The sequence below is a fragment of the Nocardioides segetis genome, assembly GCF_051390595.1.
Classification (GTDB): domain Bacteria; phylum Actinomycetota; class Actinomycetes; order Propionibacteriales; family Nocardioidaceae; genus Nocardioides.
The window spans coordinates 296,954-314,302 of record NZ_JBNINR010000005.1; the positions used below are offsets into that span (position 1 = coordinate 296,954).

Here is a 17,349-nt window from a genome sequence, read left to right on the forward strand (position 1 = left end):
TGGGGCCGGAAACGTGCAGTCTCTGCCCAATCGACACCTGTTCCGCAGGAGGAGCACCATGCCCACTCGCACCGGACGCACCGCCTGGAACGGCGGCCTGCAGGACGGCACCGGCCAGGTCGAGCTGACCTCGTCGGGCGCCGGCACCTTCGACGTCTCCTTCCCGAAGCGCGCCGCGGACGACGCCGACGGCACCACCAGCCCGGAGGAGCTCATCGGCGCCGCCCACTCCGCGTGCTACGCGATGGCGCTGTCCAACGAGATCGCGAAGGCCGGTGGCACCCCGGTGGCGCTCGACGTCTCCGCCGACGTCACGCTCGGCCCCGACCCGGCCGGCGGCTTCCAGCTCACCGGCATCGTGCTGACGGTCCGCGCCGAGGTCGAGGGCCTCGACGCGGCCGGCTTCGACGCCGCCGCCGGGGCGGCCAAGGTGGGCTGCCCCGTCAGCAAGGCGCTGAGCGGCGTCCCGATCACGCTCGACGCGGCGCTCGAGAGCTGACGCCGGCTCCGTCCAGGAATCGCCGGTCGACCGGCGATCCCTGCACTTGTCGGGCGTTGCAACGCCCGACAAGTGACAGTTCTGCCCGACAAGTGGGCCGTACGCCGGCTGCCGACAGCAGCGGTCAGGAGCGGGCGCCCTCGGCCTTCGCCCGCAGTGCGGCCACCATCGCGTCGGGGTCCTCGGCCGAGTAGACCGCCGAGCCGGCGACGAAGACGTCGGCGCCCGCCTCGGCGCAGCGCTCGATCGTCTCCAGCGAGACGCCGCCGTCGACCTGGAGCCAGGTCTCGACGCCGTGCTTGTCCATCAGCGCCCGCGCACGGCGGATCTTGGGCAGGCACAGGTCGAGGAACCGCTGCCCGCCGAAGCCGGGCTCGACGGTCATGATCAGCACCATGTCGAGCTCGGCGAGCAGGTCCTCGTAGGGCTCGATCGGCGTCGCGGGCTTGAGCGCCATCGAGGCCCGTGCGCCGGCCGAGCGGATCTCCCGGGCCAGCCGCACCGGCGCCTTGGCCGCCTCGACGTGGAAGGTCACCGAGCCGCACCCCGCCTCGACGTACGCCGGGGCGTTGCGGTCGGCGTCCTCGATCATCAGGTGAGCGTCCAGCGGCACCGGGCTCACCCGGGCGAGCGCCTCGACCATGGCCGGACCGAAGGTCAGGTTGGGCACGAAGTGGTTGTCCATGACGTCGACGTGCACCCAGTCGGCGCCGGGGATCCGGGCCACCTCCTCCCCGAGACGCGCGAAGTCGGAGTTGAGGATCGACGGGGTGATCTGGATGTGGCCCACGGGCGGCCAGTCTAGAGGTGTCCCATCGACCGCCCGGACCGGCGGTGCCCTCCGATCCGGCCCCGCATGAGCAGCTCCGAGGTCTCGCGCGCTGCGCGACCGTGGCGTCGCTCGGCTAGTGTCCCGAGTCAGAAATTCGGATGCAGCAGCCGTGCGCTGAGTGCGTGCATCGCAAGGCGGCGGCGCGACGGCATACCGGGCGTACGTCGAGCGTCGCCAACGCAGCGAGGTGCTTGCTCAGAGCGCGGGGGCTGGGTGCGAATTTCTGACTCGGGACACTAGGCGGGCGCCGCGCCCAGCGCGCTCGCGATCGCTGCCACTCCCGCCGCGACCTCCGCGAACGAGGTCGACAGCGGCGAGAGGCCGATCCGCAGCCCGTCGGGCATCCGGAAGTCCGGGATGACGTCGCGCTCCCACAGGGCGGCGGTGACCTCCCGCATCCGCGGGTGGGCGAGCGTCACGTGACCGCCCCGCTCCGCCGGGTCGCGCGGTGACGCTATCCGCACGCCGGCCAGGTCGCGGTCGACCAGTGCGACGGCGTACTCGGTGAGCGCGACCGACTTCTCCCGTACGGCGTCGATCCCGGTCTCCTCGAGGACGTCGACCATGTCCTCCAGGGCGAGCATGCCCACGATCGGCGGCGTGCCGCTGAGCAGGCGCCGGATGCCCGGAGCCGGTACGTAGGCGGGGCCCATCGTGAACGAGTCCGCCGCGCCCATCCAGCCCTGGACCGGCTGGGCGAAGGTGTCCTCGGCCAGGTGCCGGGCGGCGACGTAGCCGTACGCCGGCGCCCCGGGCCCGCCGTTGAGGTACTTGTAGGTGCAGCCCACCGCGAGGTCGATCTCCCACGCGTCGAGCTCGACCGGCACCGACCCGCCGGAGTGACACAGGTCGACGAGGATCCAGGCTCCGGCGCCGTGAGCGAGCCGCGCCAGCTCCGCGACGTCGGCGAGGTAGCCGGACCTGTAGGCCACGTGGCTCACCACGACGAGCGCGGTGTCGGGACCGAGCACCGCCGCCAGGTCGTCCGCCGTCATGCCGCCGTCGGGATCCACGTCGAGCCAGCGGACGGTGAGACCGCACTCCCGCGCGACGCCCTCGACGACGTACCGGTCGGTGGGGAAGTTGTCGCGGTCGACGACGATCTCGCGCCGGCCGGGCCGCGCGGCGACGGCCGCGCGCACCATCTTGTACAGCAGGACCGTCGTGGAGTCGCCGACCGCGACCTGGCCCGGCGCCGCGCCGAGGACCACCCGGCCGAGCCGGTCCCCCAGCGTCAACGGCAGCTCGAACCAACGCTCGTCCCACCCGCGGATCAGCCGGCCGCCCCACTCCTCCTCGACGAACGCCGCCATCCGGGCCGCCGTCGCGCGCAGCGGCCGGCCGAGGGAGTTCCCGTCGAGGTAGACGATCGGCCCCTCCGCCCCGACGAAGCGGTCGCGGTGGCCGGCGAGCGGGTCGGCGGCGTCCAGGGCCGCGGCGTCGAGCGAGGTCAGCGTCACCCTCGCAACCTACTCCCCGGCCCCTTCGTCAGCGGTGTCCTCGCCGGAGGCGTCCTCGTGCGGCAGGTCGTCGCGGTCGGCCCACGCCAGCAGCGGTGCGATGTCGAACACGTGGTCGTCGATGTCGTGGTGCAGATCGCCGATCTCCGCGAACCGCGCCGGCACCGTGCGGATGGTGAAGTCGCGCGGGTCGGCGTCGTCGATCTCGTCCCACCGGATCGGCGTCGAGACCCGGGCGTCCGGCAGGCCGCGCACGGAGTACGCCGCGGCGATGGTGTGGTCGCGGGCGTTCTGGTTGTAGTCCACGAACACCGCGGCCGGGTCGCGGTCCTTCTTCCACCAGGTGGTCGTGACCAGCTCCGGCGCCCGCCGCTCGACCTCGCGGGCGAAGGCGAGCGCGGCCCGGCGTACGCCCTTGTGGTCGTGATCCGGCCGGATCCGGACGTAGACGTGCAGGCCCTTGCTGCCGCTGGTCTTCGGATAGCCGACGGCGCCCAGCTCGTCGAGGACCTCGTGCGCGACGTGCGCGGCCCGGCGCACGTCGTCGTACGTCGACGCGGGTCCCGGATCGAGGTCGATCCGCCATTCGTCGGGCTGCTCGGTCGCGCCCCGGCGGCTGTTCCAGGGATGGAACTCGACGGTCGACATCTGCACCGCCCAGATCACCGAGGCCAGCTCGGTCACGCACAGCTCGTCGGCCGTCCGCTTCCACCGCGGGAAGAACAGCTGGACCGTCTCCACCCAGTCCGGGGCTCCGGCGGGAAGGCGCTTCTGGTGCACCTTGTCGCCGGCGAGGCCCTTGGGGAAGCGGTGCAGCATGCACGGCCGCTCCCACAGGGCGTTGACGATCCCCTCGCCGACGGCCAGGTAGTACTCGACCAGGTCGAGCTTCGTGGCGCCGATCTCGGGGAAGTACACCCGGTCGGGGTTGCTCACGCGCACGACCCGGCTCTCGACCTCGATCTCCACCGCCGGGGACGCCATGGGTGGTGAGGGTAGCGAACCGTCAGCCCGCGCGGCCCAGCGCGACGAGCGCGAGCAGCAGACAGGCCAGCGTCTCACCGTCGGCGACCTCACCGCGTCCCGCCCGGGTGAGCAGCTCGTCGAACGGCACCCGGTGGACGGCGACGATGCCGTCCTCGAGCATCGCGTCGTCACCGACCTCGGTCAGGCCGCGGGCCAGGTAGACGATCTCGGGCGCGTCGGCGACGCCGTTGAGCGCGTTCATCCGGCCGATCTCGCGCCACTCGGACGCCGCCAGGCCGGTCTCCTCCCGCAGCTCGCGCTGCGCGGCGAGGAGCGGGTCCTCGCCGTCCGTGCCGCCGGCCGGGACCTCGAGCGACGACCGGTCGCCGGTCGTGTAGCGGTCGACCTCGACGAGGACCACCTCGTCGGCGTCGGTGAGGGCGACGACGAACACGGCCGGGTTCTTCAGCTCGACCACCCCGTAGATCCCGTCGCTGCCGTCGGGCCGGACCACCGCGTCCTCGCGGACCCGGATCCAGGGGTTCTCGTAGGCGGTCCGGGTCGATCGGCGCTGCCACGTCTGCATCCGGCCAACGTAGCCGTAGCGTGAGCGCGTGGACTTCGACCAGCCGCCCGTCGTCCGGGTCACCGCCGAGCCCGACCGGCTCGACGACCTCGCCGCCGACGACTGGCCGATGACGATCCCGGCCGTGGCCCAGCTGGTCCGCGACGGACTCGACCTGCCCAAGGGCGTGACCTTCCTCGTCGGCGAGAACGGCTCGGGGAAGTCGACCCTGGTCGAGGCGGTGGCCGTGGCCTACGGGCTCTCGCCCGAGGGCGGGACCACCCAGGGTCGGCACACCACCCGAGCGACCGAGTCGCCGCTGCACGCCGCGCTCCGCCTCCAGCGCGGACTCGCGGCGGGCCGCTGGGGGTTCTTCCTGCGGGCCGAGACCATGCACGGCTGGTACACCTACCTGGAGCAGAACCCGCGCGGCCCCGGGGCGCCCGCGGACAGCAGGTTCCACGAGATGAGCCACGGCGAGTCGTTCCTCGACGTGCTGCGCACCCGTTTCGACTCCCCCGGCTTCTACTGCCTCGACGAGCCCGAGGCCGCGCTGTCCTTCTCCTCGACGCTCGGGCTGATCGCGGTGCTCGACCGCGTGGTGGGCGAGGGCGGCCAGGTGCTCTGTGCCACGCACTCCCCGGTGCTCGCGGCGATGCCCGGCGCGACGATCCTCGAGGTCGGCGACTGGGGGCTGCGTCGGACGACGTGGGAGGAGCTCGAGCTCGTCCAGCACTGGCGCCGCTACCTCGACGACCCCCGCCGCTACCTGCGCCACGTGCTCGATTGACGGCCCGGGGCACCGGGTGACCACGGAGTGCGCCGCGAACGGGCCGCCCGGGACCGCGCACGCCTCAGCGGTCGCGGGCGGTCGCGGCGAGGCCGGCCGCCGCGAGGGCGATCAGGACGGCGGCGGGAAGGCCCAGCCCGCCGACGCCGTAGCGCGCCACGATGCCCGAGGCCAGGGCAGCGCCGACGGCGATGCCCCCGTTGAACAGCACCGGGATCAGCGCGCCGGCCAGCGCGCGGTGGGCCGGTCCGGCCAGTCGGAGGATGAGGGTCTGGGCGAAGGGAGGGAGCGCTCCCGACGCGGCGCCCCACAGGGCCACGAGCACGAGGCCTCCGTCGATCCCCACGGCCAGGACCGCCACCGCCGTGAGCGCCGTCGCGACGACCAGTCCCCGCGCCGTCCGCTCCACCCGGCCCGCGAGCAGCACCCCGAGCGCGGACGCGAGCCCGAAGACCAGCAGTGCGACGGCCGGCGGGCCGCTGAGCCGCGTGAGGAAGGTGTAGGCCCCGTAGTGCCCGACCAGGGCCAGCGCGACCAGCAGGGTCACCCCGACCATCGGCCGCACCGAGCCACCGCCCGCGGCCTCCCGGGGCCCGGCCGCCTGCTCGACGACCGCCTCCGGCACCACGCGCCCCACGAGGACCGCCACGACCAGGCTCGCGCCGGCCAGCATCCCGAAGGAGGCGCGCCAGCCGACGAGGTCCGCGATCAGCCGGGCGACGGGCGTGCCGAGCACCATCCCGAGCGTCGCGCCGCCGAGGACCACCGAGGTGGCCCTGCCGAGCAGCCGGTCGGGAACCAGGTCGGCGACGTGCGCGTTGACGGTCGACCACAGCAGCCCCACCGCGGCCGCGCCCACCGTGCGGGCGACCAGCACGGCGCCGTACGACGGCGCGAGGGCCGTCGCCGCGGCGGCGATCGCGAAGGCGACCAGGCTGCCGGCGATGACGCGTTGCCGCGCGATCCCGCGGGTGAGCCGCACGAGGGGGATGCTCGCGACCACGACGACGGCGGCCCAGACGCTGACGAGCAGGCCGGCCGCCGACTCGGAGACCGAGAGACCGCGGCTCATCGGGCCGAGGACGGCCATCGGCAGCATCTCGCCGGTCACCATGACCAGCGTGGCCCCGCCGAGGACGAGGAGCACCGGCCACGGCAGCCGGTGGGGAGCATCGGTGGACAGGGGGATCGAGGAAGCACTGGTGGTTGCCATGTCCTCGACGCTAGAGTTTGACACTGATGTCAATGTCAAGGTCCGGCGACGAGAAGGTGAGGCAGCCCATATGAGGATCGGGGAGCTGGCGGAGCGGACCGGCGTGACGACCCGGCTGATCCGCTACTACGAGCAGCAGGGCCTGCTGAGCGCCGACCGGCTGCCCAACGGGTACCGCAGCTACGGCGAGACGCACGTCGAGCGGATCGAGCGGGTCGCCGGCCTGGTCCAGGCCGGGGTGCCCACGCGGCTGGTCAAGGTGCTGCTCGAGGCCGAGGCGGCCTGCGCCCTGGAGCGGCCGACGTGCTCGGCCGAGGTCGCGGCCCTTCTGGCCGAGGAGCTGGTCGGCCTCGAGAAGCGGATCGACTGCCTCAGCCGCAGTCGCGACACCATCCGGACGTTCCTGTCGCGGGTCGGCGCGGGCGAGCTGTTCGACGCCCCGACGCCGGCCTGACGACGCGTCCCTCGGTCCCGTCCGCGGCCCGCGCGATCGCCCTCAGCGCCAGCCCAGGCCCGGCGCCACGTGGGTCAGGATGGACTCGATGACGTGGGCGTTGTAGTCGACGCCCAGCTGGTTCGGGACGGTGAGCAGCAGCGTGTCGGCCTCGGCGATGGCCTCGTCGCCGCGCAGCTGCTCGACGAGCTGGTCCGGCTCGGCGGCGTACGAGCGCCCGAAGATGGCGCGCATGTCGTCGATCTGGCCGACCTGGTCGTCCTCGGGACGACCGCCGAAGTACGCCCGGTCCTCGTCCGACACCAGCGGGAAGATCGACCGGCTGACCGACACGCGGGGCTGGTGATCGTGCCCGGCGGCGGCCCAGGCGTCGCGGAAGACGCGGATCTGGTCGGCCTGCTGGACGTGGAAGGGCTGGCCGCTCTCGTCCTCCTTGAGCGTGGAGCTCATCAGGTTCATGCCGAGCTCGGCGGCCCAGCGGGCGGTGCCGTTGGAGGCGGCGCCCCACCAGATGCGCTCGCGCAGGCCTTCGGAGTGCGGCTCCAGCCGCAGCAGGCCCGGAGGGTTGGCGAACATCGGGCGGGGGTTCGGCTGGGCGAAGCCCTCCCCCTTCAGCACCTCGAGCAGCACCTCGGTGTGCCGCCGCGCCATGTCGGCCTCCGTCTCGCCCTCGGCCGGCGCGTAGCCGAAGTAGCGCCATCCGTCGACGACCTGCTCCGGTGACCCGCGCGAGATGCCCAGCTGCAGTCGGCCCTCGGAGATCAGGTCGGCGGCCCCGGCGTCCTCGGCGAAGTACATCGGGTTCTCGTACCTCATGTCGATCACACCCGTGCCGATCTCGATCCGGCTGGTCCGCGCGCCGATGGCCGCCAACAGCGGGAACGGGCTGGCCAGTTGCCGGGCGAAGTGGTGGACCCGGAAGTACGCGCCGTCCGCCCCCAGCTCCTCCGCCGCGACCGCGAGGTCGATGGACTGCAGCAGGGTGTCGGACGCGGTGCGCACCTGCGAGTGCGGGCTCGGCGTCCAGTGGCCGAACGAGAGGAACCCGATCTTCTTCATGACTGGTTGAACCGTCAACTAGTGCCGGTCATTCCCGGCGCAGCAGTGCGAGGAACATCGCGTCGGTCCCATGCCGGTGCGGCCACAGCTGGACGGTGCCGGGCAGCGGCCCGTCGGCGTCGGGTACGGCGGGCAGGTGGGCGCGGATGTCGTCCAGCCGCAGCCCGGGGTGGTCCGCGACGACCGAGGTCACGACCTCGGACGTCTCGGCCAGGACCGGCGAGCAGGTGGCGTAGAGCAGTGCTCCCCCGGCACGCAGCACGCGGGCCGCCTCGGCCAGCAGCGCCCGCTGGAGGGCGACGAGCTCCGCCAGGTCGCCCGGGCTGCGTCGCCAGCGTGCCTCCGGGCGCCGGCGCAGCGCGCCCAGGCCCGTGCAGGGCGCGTCGAGCAGGATCCGGTCGGCGGTGCCGTCCGCGAACGGCGCGCGGGTGGCGTCGGCCTGGACCACGCCGGCGAGGCCGGAGCCCGTGGCCACCGCCCGCGCGACCAGGCGGCCCCGATGGTGGTGCAGCTCGACGCCGGTGACGGTGGCACCCCGCCGCCCCGCGAGCGCGGCCAGCAGCGAGGCCTTCCCGCCGGGCCCGGCACACAGGTCGACCCACCGCTCGTCACGCCCCGCGACCGGTGCCTCGGCCAGGGCCAGGGCGACCAGCTGGGAGCCCTCGTCCTGGACGCCCGCACGCCCCTCGGCGACGGCGGGGATCGCGGCCGGATCGCCGCCGTCGAGCACGGTTCCGTACGGCGAGTAGCGGGTCGGCGTACCGGGCAGCTCCTCACGGGTGGCGCGCCCGGGCCGGGCGACCAGCGTGACCCGCGGCGGTGCGTTGTCGGCGTCCAGCAGGGCGGGCAGCTCGGCGTCACGATCGCCCAGGGCACGCCCCAGCTCCGCGACCACCCATGCCGGGTGACTGTGGGCGGTAGCGAGGTCGCCGGGCGCGACCTGCCCCAGCCAGGCGTCGAGATCGCGCGCCGCGACCTTGCGCAGCACGGCGTTGCAGAAGCCGGCCGCGCCCTGGTTGACCTGGGCGCGCACGAGCGTGACGGTCGTGTCGATCGCGGCATGGGTCGGCACCCGCATCGCCAGCAGCTGGTGCGAGCCGAGCCGCAGCGCGTCGAGCACCTTCGCCTCGACCTTGCGCAGCGGCCGGTCGATGCACGCGGCCAGCACCGCGTCGTACGTGCCCTGCCGGCGGATCGTGCCCGAGGCCAGCTCGGTCGCGAAGGCCGCGTCACGGCCCGAGAGCCCGTGCCGCGCGAGGACCGCGGGCAGCAGCAGGTTGGTGTAGCCGCCGTCGACGCGCACCGCCTTCAGCACCTCGAAGGCGGCCAGTCGGGCCGGGTCGACGGCCCGCCGCGTCGGCCTACGCAAAGGCCGCGGTCTCCGGCAGGCGTACGCCGCGCGCCCAGTCGGCCGCGCCCATCTGCCTCTTCCCGAACGCCTTGACGTCGGTCAGCCGGACGGGAGCGCTGCCGGTGCCGACCAGGACCTCGTTCTTCCCGACCAGGATCGCGCCCGGGGAGAGCTCGGGCCCGTCGGCGACCGGCTCGACCCGGCCGAGCTTGACCCGCTCGCCGTCGAGCGTCGTCCAGGCGCCGGGACCCGGCGTGCAGGCACGGATCCGGCGGTCGACGCCGACGGCCGGCTCCTTCCAGTCCACGCGGGCGTCGTCGACGGTGATCTTCGGCGCGAGGCTGATCCCGTCGGCGGGCTGCTCGCGGGCCTCGAGCGAGCCGTCCGCGATGCCGTCGAGCGTCGCTACCAGCAGGCCCGCGCCGCCCTCGGCGAGGCGACCGAGCAGGTCGCCGGCGGTGTCGGTGGGCCGGATCCGCTCGGTCATCACGCCGAAGGTCGGCCCGGCGTCGAGCGCCTCGACGATCCGGAAGGTGGTCGCGCCGGTGAACTCGTCGCCGCCCCAGATCGCGTGCTGCACCGGGGCCGCGCCCCGCCAGGCCGGCAGCACCGAGAAGTGCAGGTTGACCCAGCCGTGGCGCGGGATGTCGAGGGCGCTGCGCGGGATGAGGGCACCGTAGGCCACCACCGGACAGCAGTCCGGCTCCAGCGCCCGCAACTCCTCCTGGAACTCCGGGTCGCGCGGGTGCGCGGGCTTGAGGACCGGTACGCCGAGCGCCTCGGCCCGCTGCGCGACCGGGCTCGGCGTCAGCTTGCGCCCCCGGCCCGAGGGCGCGTCGGGCCGCGTGACCACGCCGACCAGCTCGTGGGGCGAGGCCGCGATGGCCTCGAGCGCGGGCACGGCCACCTCGGGGGTGCCGGCGAAGACCAGCCGCAGAGGCGTCATCGGCCGAATCCCCCCGTCGCGTGCGGCGAGACCCTCACCGTCGGCTTCTCCAGCCCGAACCACTCCGACTCGCGGATCTCGCGCATGGCCGCCTTGCGGCCGGCCTCGTCGAGCCGGTCGATGAACAGGATGCCGTCGAGATGATCGGTCTCGTGCTGGATCGCCCGGGCGAGCAGCTCCGATCCCTCGATCGTCACCGGCTCTCCGTGCATGGTGAACCCGCTCGCCACCACCGACAGCGCACGCAGGCAGTCATAGGTGAGCTCGGGCAGCGACAGGCAGCCCTCGGGGCCGTCCTGCGTCTCCTCGGAGAGCTGGAGGGTCGGGTTCACCAGGTGCCCGACCTCGCCGTCGACGTACCAGGTGAACACGCGCAGTCCCACGCCGATCTGGGGCGCGGCCAGGCCGGCTCCCGGCGCGTCGAGCATGGTGTCGGTCAGGTCGGTGACCAGCTGGCGCAGCTCGGCGTCGAAGTGGACGACCTCGATCGCGGGCTTGCGCAGGACGGGGTCGCCGAAGAGTCGGATGGGTCGGATCGCCACTGCGTCAGCCTAGTGGGCGCACCGGCGGTCACAGCTCCCAGGGATCGACCTGGATCCGCACCGGGTCGAGCTTGCGGGCCGAGCGCAGCCGTTGCGTCTCCGCCAGGGCGCGGGCCAGCACCGCGCCCTGGGCGCGCGGCACCCGCAGCACCAGCCGCTCCACCTCGGGGTCGCGGGTCGGGACCGGACCGAGCACCTCCGCCGCGTCGGGCAGCGCCAGCAGCGCGCGGACGTCGTCGAGGGCGCCGGGTGGACCGGTCACCGTCGCCAGCCGGGCGGCGGGCGGCAACCGCGCCTCCCACCGGTCCTCGGCCTCCCGGACCGCGAACCCGGCGGGGTCCCAGCGCACCAGCGCCTGCAGGGCGGGGCTGGCCGGGTCGCCGACCGCGAGCGCGCGACCGCCCGGTCCGAGCAGTCCGACCGCGTTGCACCAGCGCCGTAGCGCCTCCTCGGGCGCACGCATGCTGTCGCGACCCAGCGCCCACCAGGTGTCGAGCAGCACGACGACGGCGTACCCGCCCTCGGCGACCGGCTCGGCGCCGGGCGTCGCGACCACGATCCGCGGCTCGGGGCCCACCCGGGTCCGGACCTGGTCGCCGGACGAGGAGACCACGGGGACCTTCGCGAAGCTGCGACCGAGCTCGTCGGCGGTGCGGGCGTCGCCGACCACCGGCGCTCGCAGGCCGGTCGACCCGCACTCCGCGCAGGACCAGCCAGGCGCCTCGGTCGCGCACCACCGGCAGCGGGGCGGCGTCGTGGGGCCGGTGAGCTGGAGCGGCCCCGAGCACGCCCGGCACCGGGCCGGGGTGCGGCAGCGCTCGCAGGCCAGCCGCAGCGCGTAGCCGGCCCGCGGCGTCTGCACCAGCGCCGGGCCGCGGGCCAGGCCCCAGCGCAGGGCGTCGTGCGCCTCGCGGGGCACCCGCGCGGCCCCGGCGCTCGGGTCGCGCGCGATCGCGACGTCCGTCGCGCCGCTGATGCCGATCAGCGCCCGCTCGCGCACGGCGGCTCGCGGGAGCGCGATCTCGCGCGCCCAGCCGGTGTGGAGCAGGTGCTGGGCCTCGACGGTCCGGGCGAAGCCACCGACCAGGGCCGCCGCGCGCTCCTGCTCCGCGCGCAGCAGCAGCACCTCCCGCACGTGGGGGTAGGGCGCGCGCGGCTCCGCGTGCAGGTCGTCGCCGTCGTCCCACACCACCACGAGCCCGAGGTCGCGCACCGGGGCGAACGCCGCGGAGCGGGTGCCGACGACGATGCGCCGCCCACCCCGGCTGACCGCCAGGAACTCTCGGTAGCGCGCGGCCGGGCCGGACACCCGGCCGGCAGCGAGGCCGGAGGCGTCGCCGGCGGCGTGCGGCCCCACCGACGCCGTCGACTCGCTCGACCCGGAGGCCCGATCCGCGTGAAGGGCGACGTGGTGACCCTCGCCGAGCAGTGCGGTGAGGGCGGCGTCCACGCGGGCGACGTCACGGTGGTCGGGCAGGCACAGGACGCTGCCCCGCCCGGCGACCAGCGCGGCGCCCGCGAGATGGGCGAGCAGGAGCGGCCAGTCCTCCCCCGGCCCGGCCGACCACACGGCCCGCGGCGGACGGCCCTCGCGCAGGTGGCCCAGGAACGGAGCGGCCGCGGGGTAGGCCGCCCAGGCGTGCTCCGCCGCGCCGGCGTCGTAGGTCAGGGGAGGCTCGGGCGGCGTCGGCTCCTTCTCCGTGGTGGCGTGCCGCGGCGGGACGGCGAGGCGGCGCACGTCGGAGCTGACGCCGGCGTACCGCTCGGCGACCTGCTCGCACAGCGCCGCGACCGCGGGACTGAGCACCGGCTCGGGACTGACCAGCCGCCGCAGCGGCGCCAACCGGCCGTCGTGGTCGGAGGCGGCGACCCGCTCGACGACGAAGCCGTCGACGTCCTGCCCGCCGAAGCGGACCTTGACCCGGCTCCCGGGCACGGCGCCGTCGGCCATCGCGGCCGGGACGGCGTAGTCGAAGACCCGGTCGAGGTGCGCCAGGGGCAGGTCGAGCACGACCCGGGCCACCGGGTCGACGGTGGTGATCTCCGCCTCGACCGCCTTGCGTGCCCGGGTGGCGGCGGCCTTGGCCCGGCCCTCGGCCGCCCGGTCCCGGACGAGCCCGGGCAGCTCCAGCGCCGGCTCGTCGGGAGTGGGGGTCATGCCGGATGTTCTACCAGCGGGATCCGATCCATCGCCGACCCGTCGCATCTGAACCTCCAGAACACGCCGACCCGTCGCGTTTGAACGCGACGGGTCGGCGGTCGAGCGGCGTACAGATGCGCCGGGTCGGTGGATCAGAGACCGGCGGCGGCCTTCAGGGCGTCGGCGCGGTCGGTGCGCTCCCAGGTGAACTCGGGGAGCTCGCGGCCGAAGTGACCGTAGGCGGCGGTCTTGGCGTAGATCGGCCGGCGCAGGTCGAGGTCGCGCAGGATCGCGGCCGGGCGCAGGTCGAAGACCTCGAGCACGGCCTCCTGGATCTTCTCGTCCGCGACGACGCCGGTGCCGAAGGTCTCCACGAAGACACCGACGGGCTTGGCGACGCCGATCGCGTACGCGACCTGGACCTCGGCGCGACGGGCCAGGCCCGCGGCGACGATGTTCTTGGCGACCCAGCGCATGGCGTAGGCGGCCGAGCGGTCGACCTTGGACGGGTCCTTGCCCGAGAACGCGCCGCCGCCGTGGCGCGCCATGCCGCCGTAGGTGTCGACGATGATCTTGCGACCGGTCAGGCCGGCGTCGCCCATCGGGCCCCCGACGACGAACTTGCCGGTCGGGTTGATGTGCAGCTTGTAGCCGTCGAACGGGACGCTGGTCTTGAACTGCTCGAGCACGGGCTCGATCACCTTCGCGGTGATATCGGCGGCGATCTGCTCCTGGGTGACGTCCTCGGCGTGCTGCGTGGACAGCACCACGGTGTCGACGCGGACCGCGCGGTCGTCCTCGTCGTACTCGATGGTGACCTGGGTCTTGCCGTCGGGACGGAGGTAGGGCAGCGTGCCGTCCTTGCGGACCTCGGTGAGCTTCTCCGCCAGCGTCTGCGCGATCTTGATCGGCAGCGGGAACAGCTCGGGGGTGTCGTCGCAGGCGTAGCCGAACATCAGGCCCTGGTCGCCCGCACCCTGCTTGTCGAGCTCGTCGGAGGAGCCGCCGAGGCGAACGTCCTCCGCGGTGTCCACGCCCTGGGCGATGTCGGGCGACTGCGCGCCGATCGCGACCTGGACGCCGCAGGAGTTGCCGTCGAAGCCCTTGTCGGAGGAGTCGTAGCCGATCTCGAGCACCTTCTCGCGCACCAGCTGGGCGACCGGGGCGTAGGCCTCCGTGGTCACCTCACCGGCGACGACCACCAGTCCGGTGGTGAGCAGGGTCTCGACGGCGACCCGGCTCTTCGGGTCGTGCTCGAGCAGATAGTCGAGCACGGTGTCGCTGATCTGGTCGGCGATCTTGTCCGGGTGACCCTCGGTCACCGACTCCGACGTGAACAGACGTCCGGTCATGGTGGTGGGAACTCCTGATTGGGGGCGGGTGGGGCGGTGGTCCAACGATACGGATGGGCTGGAGTGATGCCCGAGAAGTCTCAGGACGTGTCGTCAGGCCAGGCGGGCGACGACCTGGTCCCAGATCAGGTGGGCGAGGGCCGACTTCGTGCCGTGCGGGACCTCGACGGCGGAGCCGTCCGCGCCGAGGATCACCGCCTCGTTGTCGGTGCTCCCGAAGACCGCTCCCCCGCTGACGTCGTTGACGACGAGCAGGTCGCAGCCCTTGCGGGCGAGCTTGGCCCGCGCCAGGTCGAGCACGCTGCCGGTCGCGTCGCCGGTCTCGGCGGCGAAACCGACGATCACGGCCTCCGGGCGCGCTCGGTGGGTCGAGATCTCCTTGAGGATGTCGGGATTCTGTTGCAGCGTGATCGACGGGGCCGATCCGTCGTCGGCCTTCTTGATCTTGGTGGCCGACGTCGCGACCGGCCGGAAGTCGGCCGGCGCCGCCGACATGACGACGCTGTCGGCGGTGGCTGCCGCCGACAGTACGGCGTCGCGCAGCTCCGAGGTCGACTCCACCCGCACGACCTTGACCCCTGCCGGGTCGGGCAGGCTGACGTTGGCCGCGATCAGGGTCACCTCGGCCCCGCGGGCCGCTGCCGCCCGGGCGAGGGCATAGCCCTGTCGGCCCGAGGAGCGGTTGCCGAGGAAGCGGACGGGGTCGAGCCGCTCCCGGGTGCCGCCGGCGGAGACGACGACATGGCGACCGGCGAGGTCGTGGACGGCGCCCGCCGTGGCGGACTGCGACCGGGCGAGTACGTCGCGGGCGACCTCGAAGATCTCCTCCGGGTCGGGCAGCCGCCCCTTGCCGGTGTCGGCCCCGGTCAGGCGGCCCTCGGCCGGCTCGATCACCAGCACGCCGCGGGAGCGCAGCGTCGCGACGTTGGCCGTGGTGGCCGGGTGCTCCCACATCTCGGTGTGCATGGCCGGAGCCAGCACCACCGGGCAGCGCGCGGTCAGCAGGGTGTTGGAGAGCAGGTCGTCGGCCAGCCCGTGGGCGGCCTTGGCCAGGAGGTCGGCCGTCGCGGGCGCCACCACGACGAGGTCGGCGGTCTGCCCGAGGCGCACGTGCGGGACCTCGTGGACACCGTCCCAGACCTCGGCGGACACCGGCTTGCCCGACAGCGCCGCCCAGGTCGGGGCCCCGACGAACTCCAGCGCCGCCGCGGTCGGCACGACCGTGACGTCGTGCCCGGACTCGGTGAACCGCCGCAGCAGCTCACAGGCCTTGTAGGCGGCGATGCCGCCCGAGACGCCGAGCACCACCCTGCGGCCGGCCATGGCAGTCGTCAGATCACTCGGCGTCGGCGACCGGGGTCTCCGCGGCGGCAGCGGCGGCCGCGGCAGCCTGCTCGGCGGCGAGCTCGGCCGGGTCGATGTCCTCGCAGGTCAGCAGGTCCTCGTTGATCTCGCGCAGCGCGATCGACAGGGGCTTCTCCTGGACGTGGGTCTCCACGAGCGGGCCGACGTACTCGAGCAGGCCCTCGCCGAGCTGCGAGTAGTAGGCGTTGATCTGCCGCGCGCGCTTGGCGCTGTAGAGCACCAGCTTGTACTTGCTGTCGGTCTTGGACAGCAGGTCGTCGATGGGAGGGTTGGTGACACCCTCGGCGGCGATGTTCGGGGCAGACACGTGGCGAAGCCTCACAGATGATGGGCGGGCAGGAGACAGGAGGGGCCGATCGGGTGGATCAGCGCGAACCAACCATCAAGGTTACCAACTCCTCGACGGCAGCGTGAACTTCGCGGTTCACGATCGTCACGTCGAACTCCGCCTCGGCGGCCAGCTCCTCGCGCGCGGTGGCCAGCCGACGCTCCCGCTCCTCCGCGTCCTCGGTGCCGCGGCCGACGAGCCGGCGGACGAGCTCCTCCCACGACGGGGGCTTGAGGAAGACGAAGACCGCCTCCGGCATCGAGTCCCGCACCTGCCGGGCGCCCTGGAGGTCGATCTCGAGAAGCGCGGGACGACCGGCGGCGAGCGCCGCGTCCACCGGACCGCGCGGCGTGCCGTAGCGGTGCACTCCGTGGACCACCGCCCACTCGAGCATCTGGCCCTCGGCGACCATCCGGTCGAACTCGTCGGCGGACACGAAGTGGTAGTGCACGCCGTCGACCTCGCCGGGACGCGGCGGCCGGGTCGTGCTGGACACGGACAGGTAGATCTCGGGGTGCTGCTCGCGCATCGCAGCCGCCACCGTGCCCTTGCCGACCGCGGTGGGTCCGGCGAGGACGAAGAGCTGGGCGGGCATTACTGGTCGGCGAACTCGCGCTCGAGCGCGGCGACCTGCTTGGCCCCCAGCCCCCGGACCCGGCGCGACTCGGCGATGCCGAGCCGCTCCATCACCTGACGGGCGCGGACCTTGCCGAGGCCGGGCACCGACTGGAGCAGGTCGAGCACCTTCATCTTGCCGATGACCTCGTTGACCTGACCCTGCTGCAGCACCTCGCTGATGGAGGCGCCGGAGTTCTTCAGCCGGTTCTTGACCTCCGCTCGCTCCCGGCGGGCGGCCGCTGCCTTCTCGAGAGCGGCCTGGCGCTGTTCAGGGGTGAGGGGAGGCAGGGCCACGGGTGAGAGATCCTTCGGTGCAGACGGTCGGCGGGTGCGAGCCGGCTGCCAATCTAGCCACAGGGGTTCCCCGTCGGCAACGCGGCCCGCTCCCGGTCGCGGTCACAGGCTCAGCGGGGTCTTGCAGACGTCGCGCGCCTGCTGCTCGACGCGGGCCAGCGCGGTCGAGGTCTCCGGCGCGCCGAGCCGGACCGCGGCCGCCTCGATCGCCTTCCGGTCGTCGTCGGAGAGGCCCTCCGGCGGCGCGTCGACCCGGTACGTCGCCGGCTCGACCCCCGCCGCGTCGAGGGCCTCGGCGAGGTCGGTGATCCGGGTGACGACCAGCCTCCAGTCGGGCCGGATGTCGTCGGGCGAGCGCTCGGCCAGGGCCTCGAAGCTCGGCAGCGCCCGGAGCAGTCCGGTCGTCGCGCCGGCCGAGAGCGCGGCGCCCACGTCCTCGCGGCGGTCGGCGACCTCGGAGCAGTAGTCGGCGAACGGGTCGTCCTCACCGCCGCGGAGCACGAGGAAACCCACCACGAGCACCACGGCGACGACGAGGACCAGCAGCAGCGGCAGGTTGCGGCGCATGCTCGGTC

The 17,349-nt window shown here is 73.9% G+C and carries 19 protein-coding genes; 3 read left to right on the top strand and 16 right to left on the bottom strand.

From position 1 onward, the window contains the following. The first annotated feature begins 58 nt into the window (after positions 1-58). On the top strand, positions 59-499 hold the full coding sequence (locus ACPZVR_RS12085; protein WP_436699835.1) for an OsmC family peroxiredoxin: 441 nt from the start codon (positions 59-61) through the stop codon (positions 497-499). A gap of 124 nt (positions 500-623) precedes the next feature. On the opposite strand, the gene rpe is transcribed toward ACPZVR_RS12085, so the two are convergent. The 4 genes from rpe to ACPZVR_RS12105 form a co-directional block, all read right to left on the bottom strand. Then, positions 624-1,289: a ribulose-phosphate 3-epimerase gene (rpe, locus tag ACPZVR_RS12090; RefSeq protein ID WP_436699836.1), complete on the bottom strand. Its 666-nt coding sequence runs from the start codon at positions 1,287-1,289 to the stop codon at positions 624-626. 278 nt (positions 1,290-1,567) lie between these two features. Continuing rightward, on the bottom strand, positions 1,568-2,791 hold the full coding sequence (locus tag ACPZVR_RS12095) for a kynureninase (protein WP_436699837.1): 1,224 nt from the start codon (positions 2,789-2,791) through the stop codon (positions 1,568-1,570). Positions 2,792-2,800: 9 nt separating this feature from the next. Further along, positions 2,801-3,775 carry a non-homologous end-joining DNA ligase gene (ligD, locus tag ACPZVR_RS12100; protein WP_436699838.1) on the bottom strand — a complete coding sequence of 325 codons (975 nt, stop codon included), beginning with the start codon at positions 3,773-3,775 and terminating at the stop codon, positions 2,801-2,803. A gap of 22 nt (positions 3,776-3,797) precedes the next feature. Continuing rightward, positions 3,798-4,343, bottom strand: a complete 546-nt coding sequence (locus ACPZVR_RS12105; RefSeq protein ID WP_436699839.1) for an NUDIX domain-containing protein — start codon at positions 4,341-4,343, stop codon at positions 3,798-3,800. A 28-nt stretch (positions 4,344-4,371) separates the two neighbouring features. Here ACPZVR_RS12105 and ACPZVR_RS12110 point away from each other — a divergent pair, with 28 nt between their 5' ends. Next, the gene (locus tag ACPZVR_RS12110; protein WP_436699840.1) at positions 4,372-5,112 is read left to right on the top strand and encodes an AAA family ATPase; all 741 of its coding nucleotides are present in this window, start codon (positions 4,372-4,374) and stop codon (positions 5,110-5,112) included. 64 nt (positions 5,113-5,176) lie between these two features. Here ACPZVR_RS12110 and ACPZVR_RS12115 read toward each other — a convergent pair whose 3' ends face one another. Further along, the gene (locus ACPZVR_RS12115; protein ID WP_436699841.1) at positions 5,177-6,325 is read right to left on the bottom strand and encodes an MFS transporter; all 1,149 of its coding nucleotides are present in this window, start codon (positions 6,323-6,325) and stop codon (positions 5,177-5,179) included. 70 nt (positions 6,326-6,395) lie between these two features. Here ACPZVR_RS12115 and ACPZVR_RS12120 point away from each other — a divergent pair, with 70 nt between their 5' ends. Next, positions 6,396-6,779, top strand: a complete 384-nt coding sequence (locus tag ACPZVR_RS12120; protein ID WP_436699842.1) for a MerR family transcriptional regulator — start codon at positions 6,396-6,398, stop codon at positions 6,777-6,779. A gap of 42 nt (positions 6,780-6,821) precedes the next feature. Here the strand turns inward: ACPZVR_RS12120 and ACPZVR_RS12125 are convergent, their stop codons facing one another. The 11 genes from ACPZVR_RS12125 to ACPZVR_RS12175 all read right to left on the bottom strand — a co-directional run bounded on the left by ACPZVR_RS12125 (position 6,822) and on the right by ACPZVR_RS12175 (position 17,341). Continuing rightward, positions 6,822-7,838, bottom strand: a complete 1,017-nt coding sequence (locus ACPZVR_RS12125) for an LLM class flavin-dependent oxidoreductase (protein WP_436699843.1) — start codon at positions 7,836-7,838, stop codon at positions 6,822-6,824. 28 nt (positions 7,839-7,866) lie between these two features. Then, on the bottom strand, positions 7,867-9,207 hold the full coding sequence (locus ACPZVR_RS12130) for an RsmB/NOP family class I SAM-dependent RNA methyltransferase (protein ID WP_436699844.1): 1,341 nt from the start codon (positions 9,205-9,207) through the stop codon (positions 7,867-7,869). Continuing rightward, positions 9,200-10,126 (bottom strand): methionyl-tRNA formyltransferase, encoded by a 927-nt coding sequence (fmt, locus tag ACPZVR_RS12135; RefSeq protein WP_436699931.1) that lies wholly within the window; start codon positions 10,124-10,126, stop codon positions 9,200-9,202. The genes ACPZVR_RS12130 and fmt overlap by 8 nt, the downstream gene beginning before the upstream one ends. Before the next feature lie 5 nt (positions 10,127-10,131). Next, complete coding sequence (gene def, locus ACPZVR_RS12140; RefSeq protein WP_436699845.1) at positions 10,132-10,677, bottom strand: peptide deformylase; 546 nt, start codon at positions 10,675-10,677, stop codon at positions 10,132-10,134. 28 nt (positions 10,678-10,705) lie between these two features. After that, entirely contained in the window at positions 10,706-12,835 is a 2,130-nt protein-coding gene (locus tag ACPZVR_RS12145; protein ID WP_436699846.1) for a primosomal protein N', read from the bottom strand. A 134-nt stretch (positions 12,836-12,969) separates the two neighbouring features. Further along, positions 12,970-14,169, bottom strand: a complete 1,200-nt coding sequence (gene metK / locus ACPZVR_RS12150; protein WP_436699847.1) for a methionine adenosyltransferase — start codon at positions 14,167-14,169, stop codon at positions 12,970-12,972. Between the two features lie 93 nt (positions 14,170-14,262). Then, complete coding sequence (gene coaBC / locus ACPZVR_RS12155) at positions 14,263-15,492, bottom strand: bifunctional phosphopantothenoylcysteine decarboxylase/phosphopantothenate--cysteine ligase CoaBC (protein WP_436699848.1); 1,230 nt, start codon at positions 15,490-15,492, stop codon at positions 14,263-14,265. Between the two features lie 13 nt (positions 15,493-15,505). After that, positions 15,506-15,841, bottom strand: a complete 336-nt coding sequence (rpoZ, locus tag ACPZVR_RS12160; RefSeq protein ID WP_436699849.1) for a DNA-directed RNA polymerase subunit omega — start codon at positions 15,839-15,841, stop codon at positions 15,506-15,508. A gap of 58 nt (positions 15,842-15,899) precedes the next feature. Then, positions 15,900-16,457 carry a guanylate kinase gene (gene gmk / locus ACPZVR_RS12165; protein ID WP_436699850.1) on the bottom strand — a complete coding sequence of 186 codons (558 nt, stop codon included), beginning with the start codon at positions 16,455-16,457 and terminating at the stop codon, positions 15,900-15,902. Continuing rightward, on the bottom strand, positions 16,457-16,774 hold the full coding sequence (gene mihF / locus ACPZVR_RS12170; protein ID WP_436699851.1) for an integration host factor, actinobacterial type: 318 nt from the start codon (positions 16,772-16,774) through the stop codon (positions 16,457-16,459). Before mihF ends, gmk begins: the two co-directional genes overlap by 1 nt. 102 nt (positions 16,775-16,876) lie before the next feature. After that, positions 16,877-17,341, bottom strand: coding sequence for a hypothetical protein (locus tag ACPZVR_RS12175; RefSeq protein WP_436699852.1), 465 nt, complete (start codon positions 17,339-17,341; stop codon positions 16,877-16,879). Between the last annotated feature and the right edge of the window lie 8 nt (positions 17,342-17,349).

Excerpts from the sequence above, each read along its gene's own strand:
- gmk (WP_436699850.1), bottom strand. The coding sequence starts at position 16,457 with ATGCCCGCCCAGCTCTTCGTCCTCGCCGGACCCACCGCGGTCGGCAAG.
- ACPZVR_RS12115 (WP_436699841.1), bottom strand. The coding sequence starts at position 6,325 with ATGGCAACCACCAGTGCTTCCTCGATCCCCCTGTCCACCGATGCTCCC.
- ACPZVR_RS12175 (WP_436699852.1), bottom strand. The coding sequence starts at position 17,341 with ATGCGCCGCAACCTGCCGCTGCTGCTGGTCCTCGTCGTCGCCGTGGTG.
- ACPZVR_RS12125 (WP_436699843.1), bottom strand. The coding sequence starts at position 7,838 with ATGAAGAAGATCGGGTTCCTCTCGTTCGGCCACTGGACGCCGAGCCCG.
- ligD (WP_436699838.1), bottom strand. The coding sequence starts at position 3,775 with ATGGCGTCCCCGGCGGTGGAGATCGAGGTCGAGAGCCGGGTCGTGCGC.
- metK (WP_436699847.1), bottom strand. The coding sequence starts at position 14,169 with ATGACCGGACGTCTGTTCACGTCGGAGTCGGTGACCGAGGGTCACCCG.
- coaBC (WP_436699848.1), bottom strand. The coding sequence starts at position 15,492 with ATGGCCGGCCGCAGGGTGGTGCTCGGCGTCTCGGGCGGCATCGCCGCC.
- ACPZVR_RS12145 (WP_436699846.1), bottom strand. The coding sequence starts at position 12,835 with ATGACCCCCACTCCCGACGAGCCGGCGCTGGAGCTGCCCGGGCTCGTC.
- ACPZVR_RS12105 (WP_436699839.1), bottom strand. The coding sequence starts at position 4,343 with ATGCAGACGTGGCAGCGCCGATCGACCCGGACCGCCTACGAGAACCCC.
- ACPZVR_RS12120 (WP_436699842.1), top strand. The coding sequence starts at position 6,396 with ATGAGGATCGGGGAGCTGGCGGAGCGGACCGGCGTGACGACCCGGCTG.
- ACPZVR_RS12085 (WP_436699835.1), top strand. The coding sequence starts at position 59 with ATGCCCACTCGCACCGGACGCACCGCCTGGAACGGCGGCCTGCAGGAC.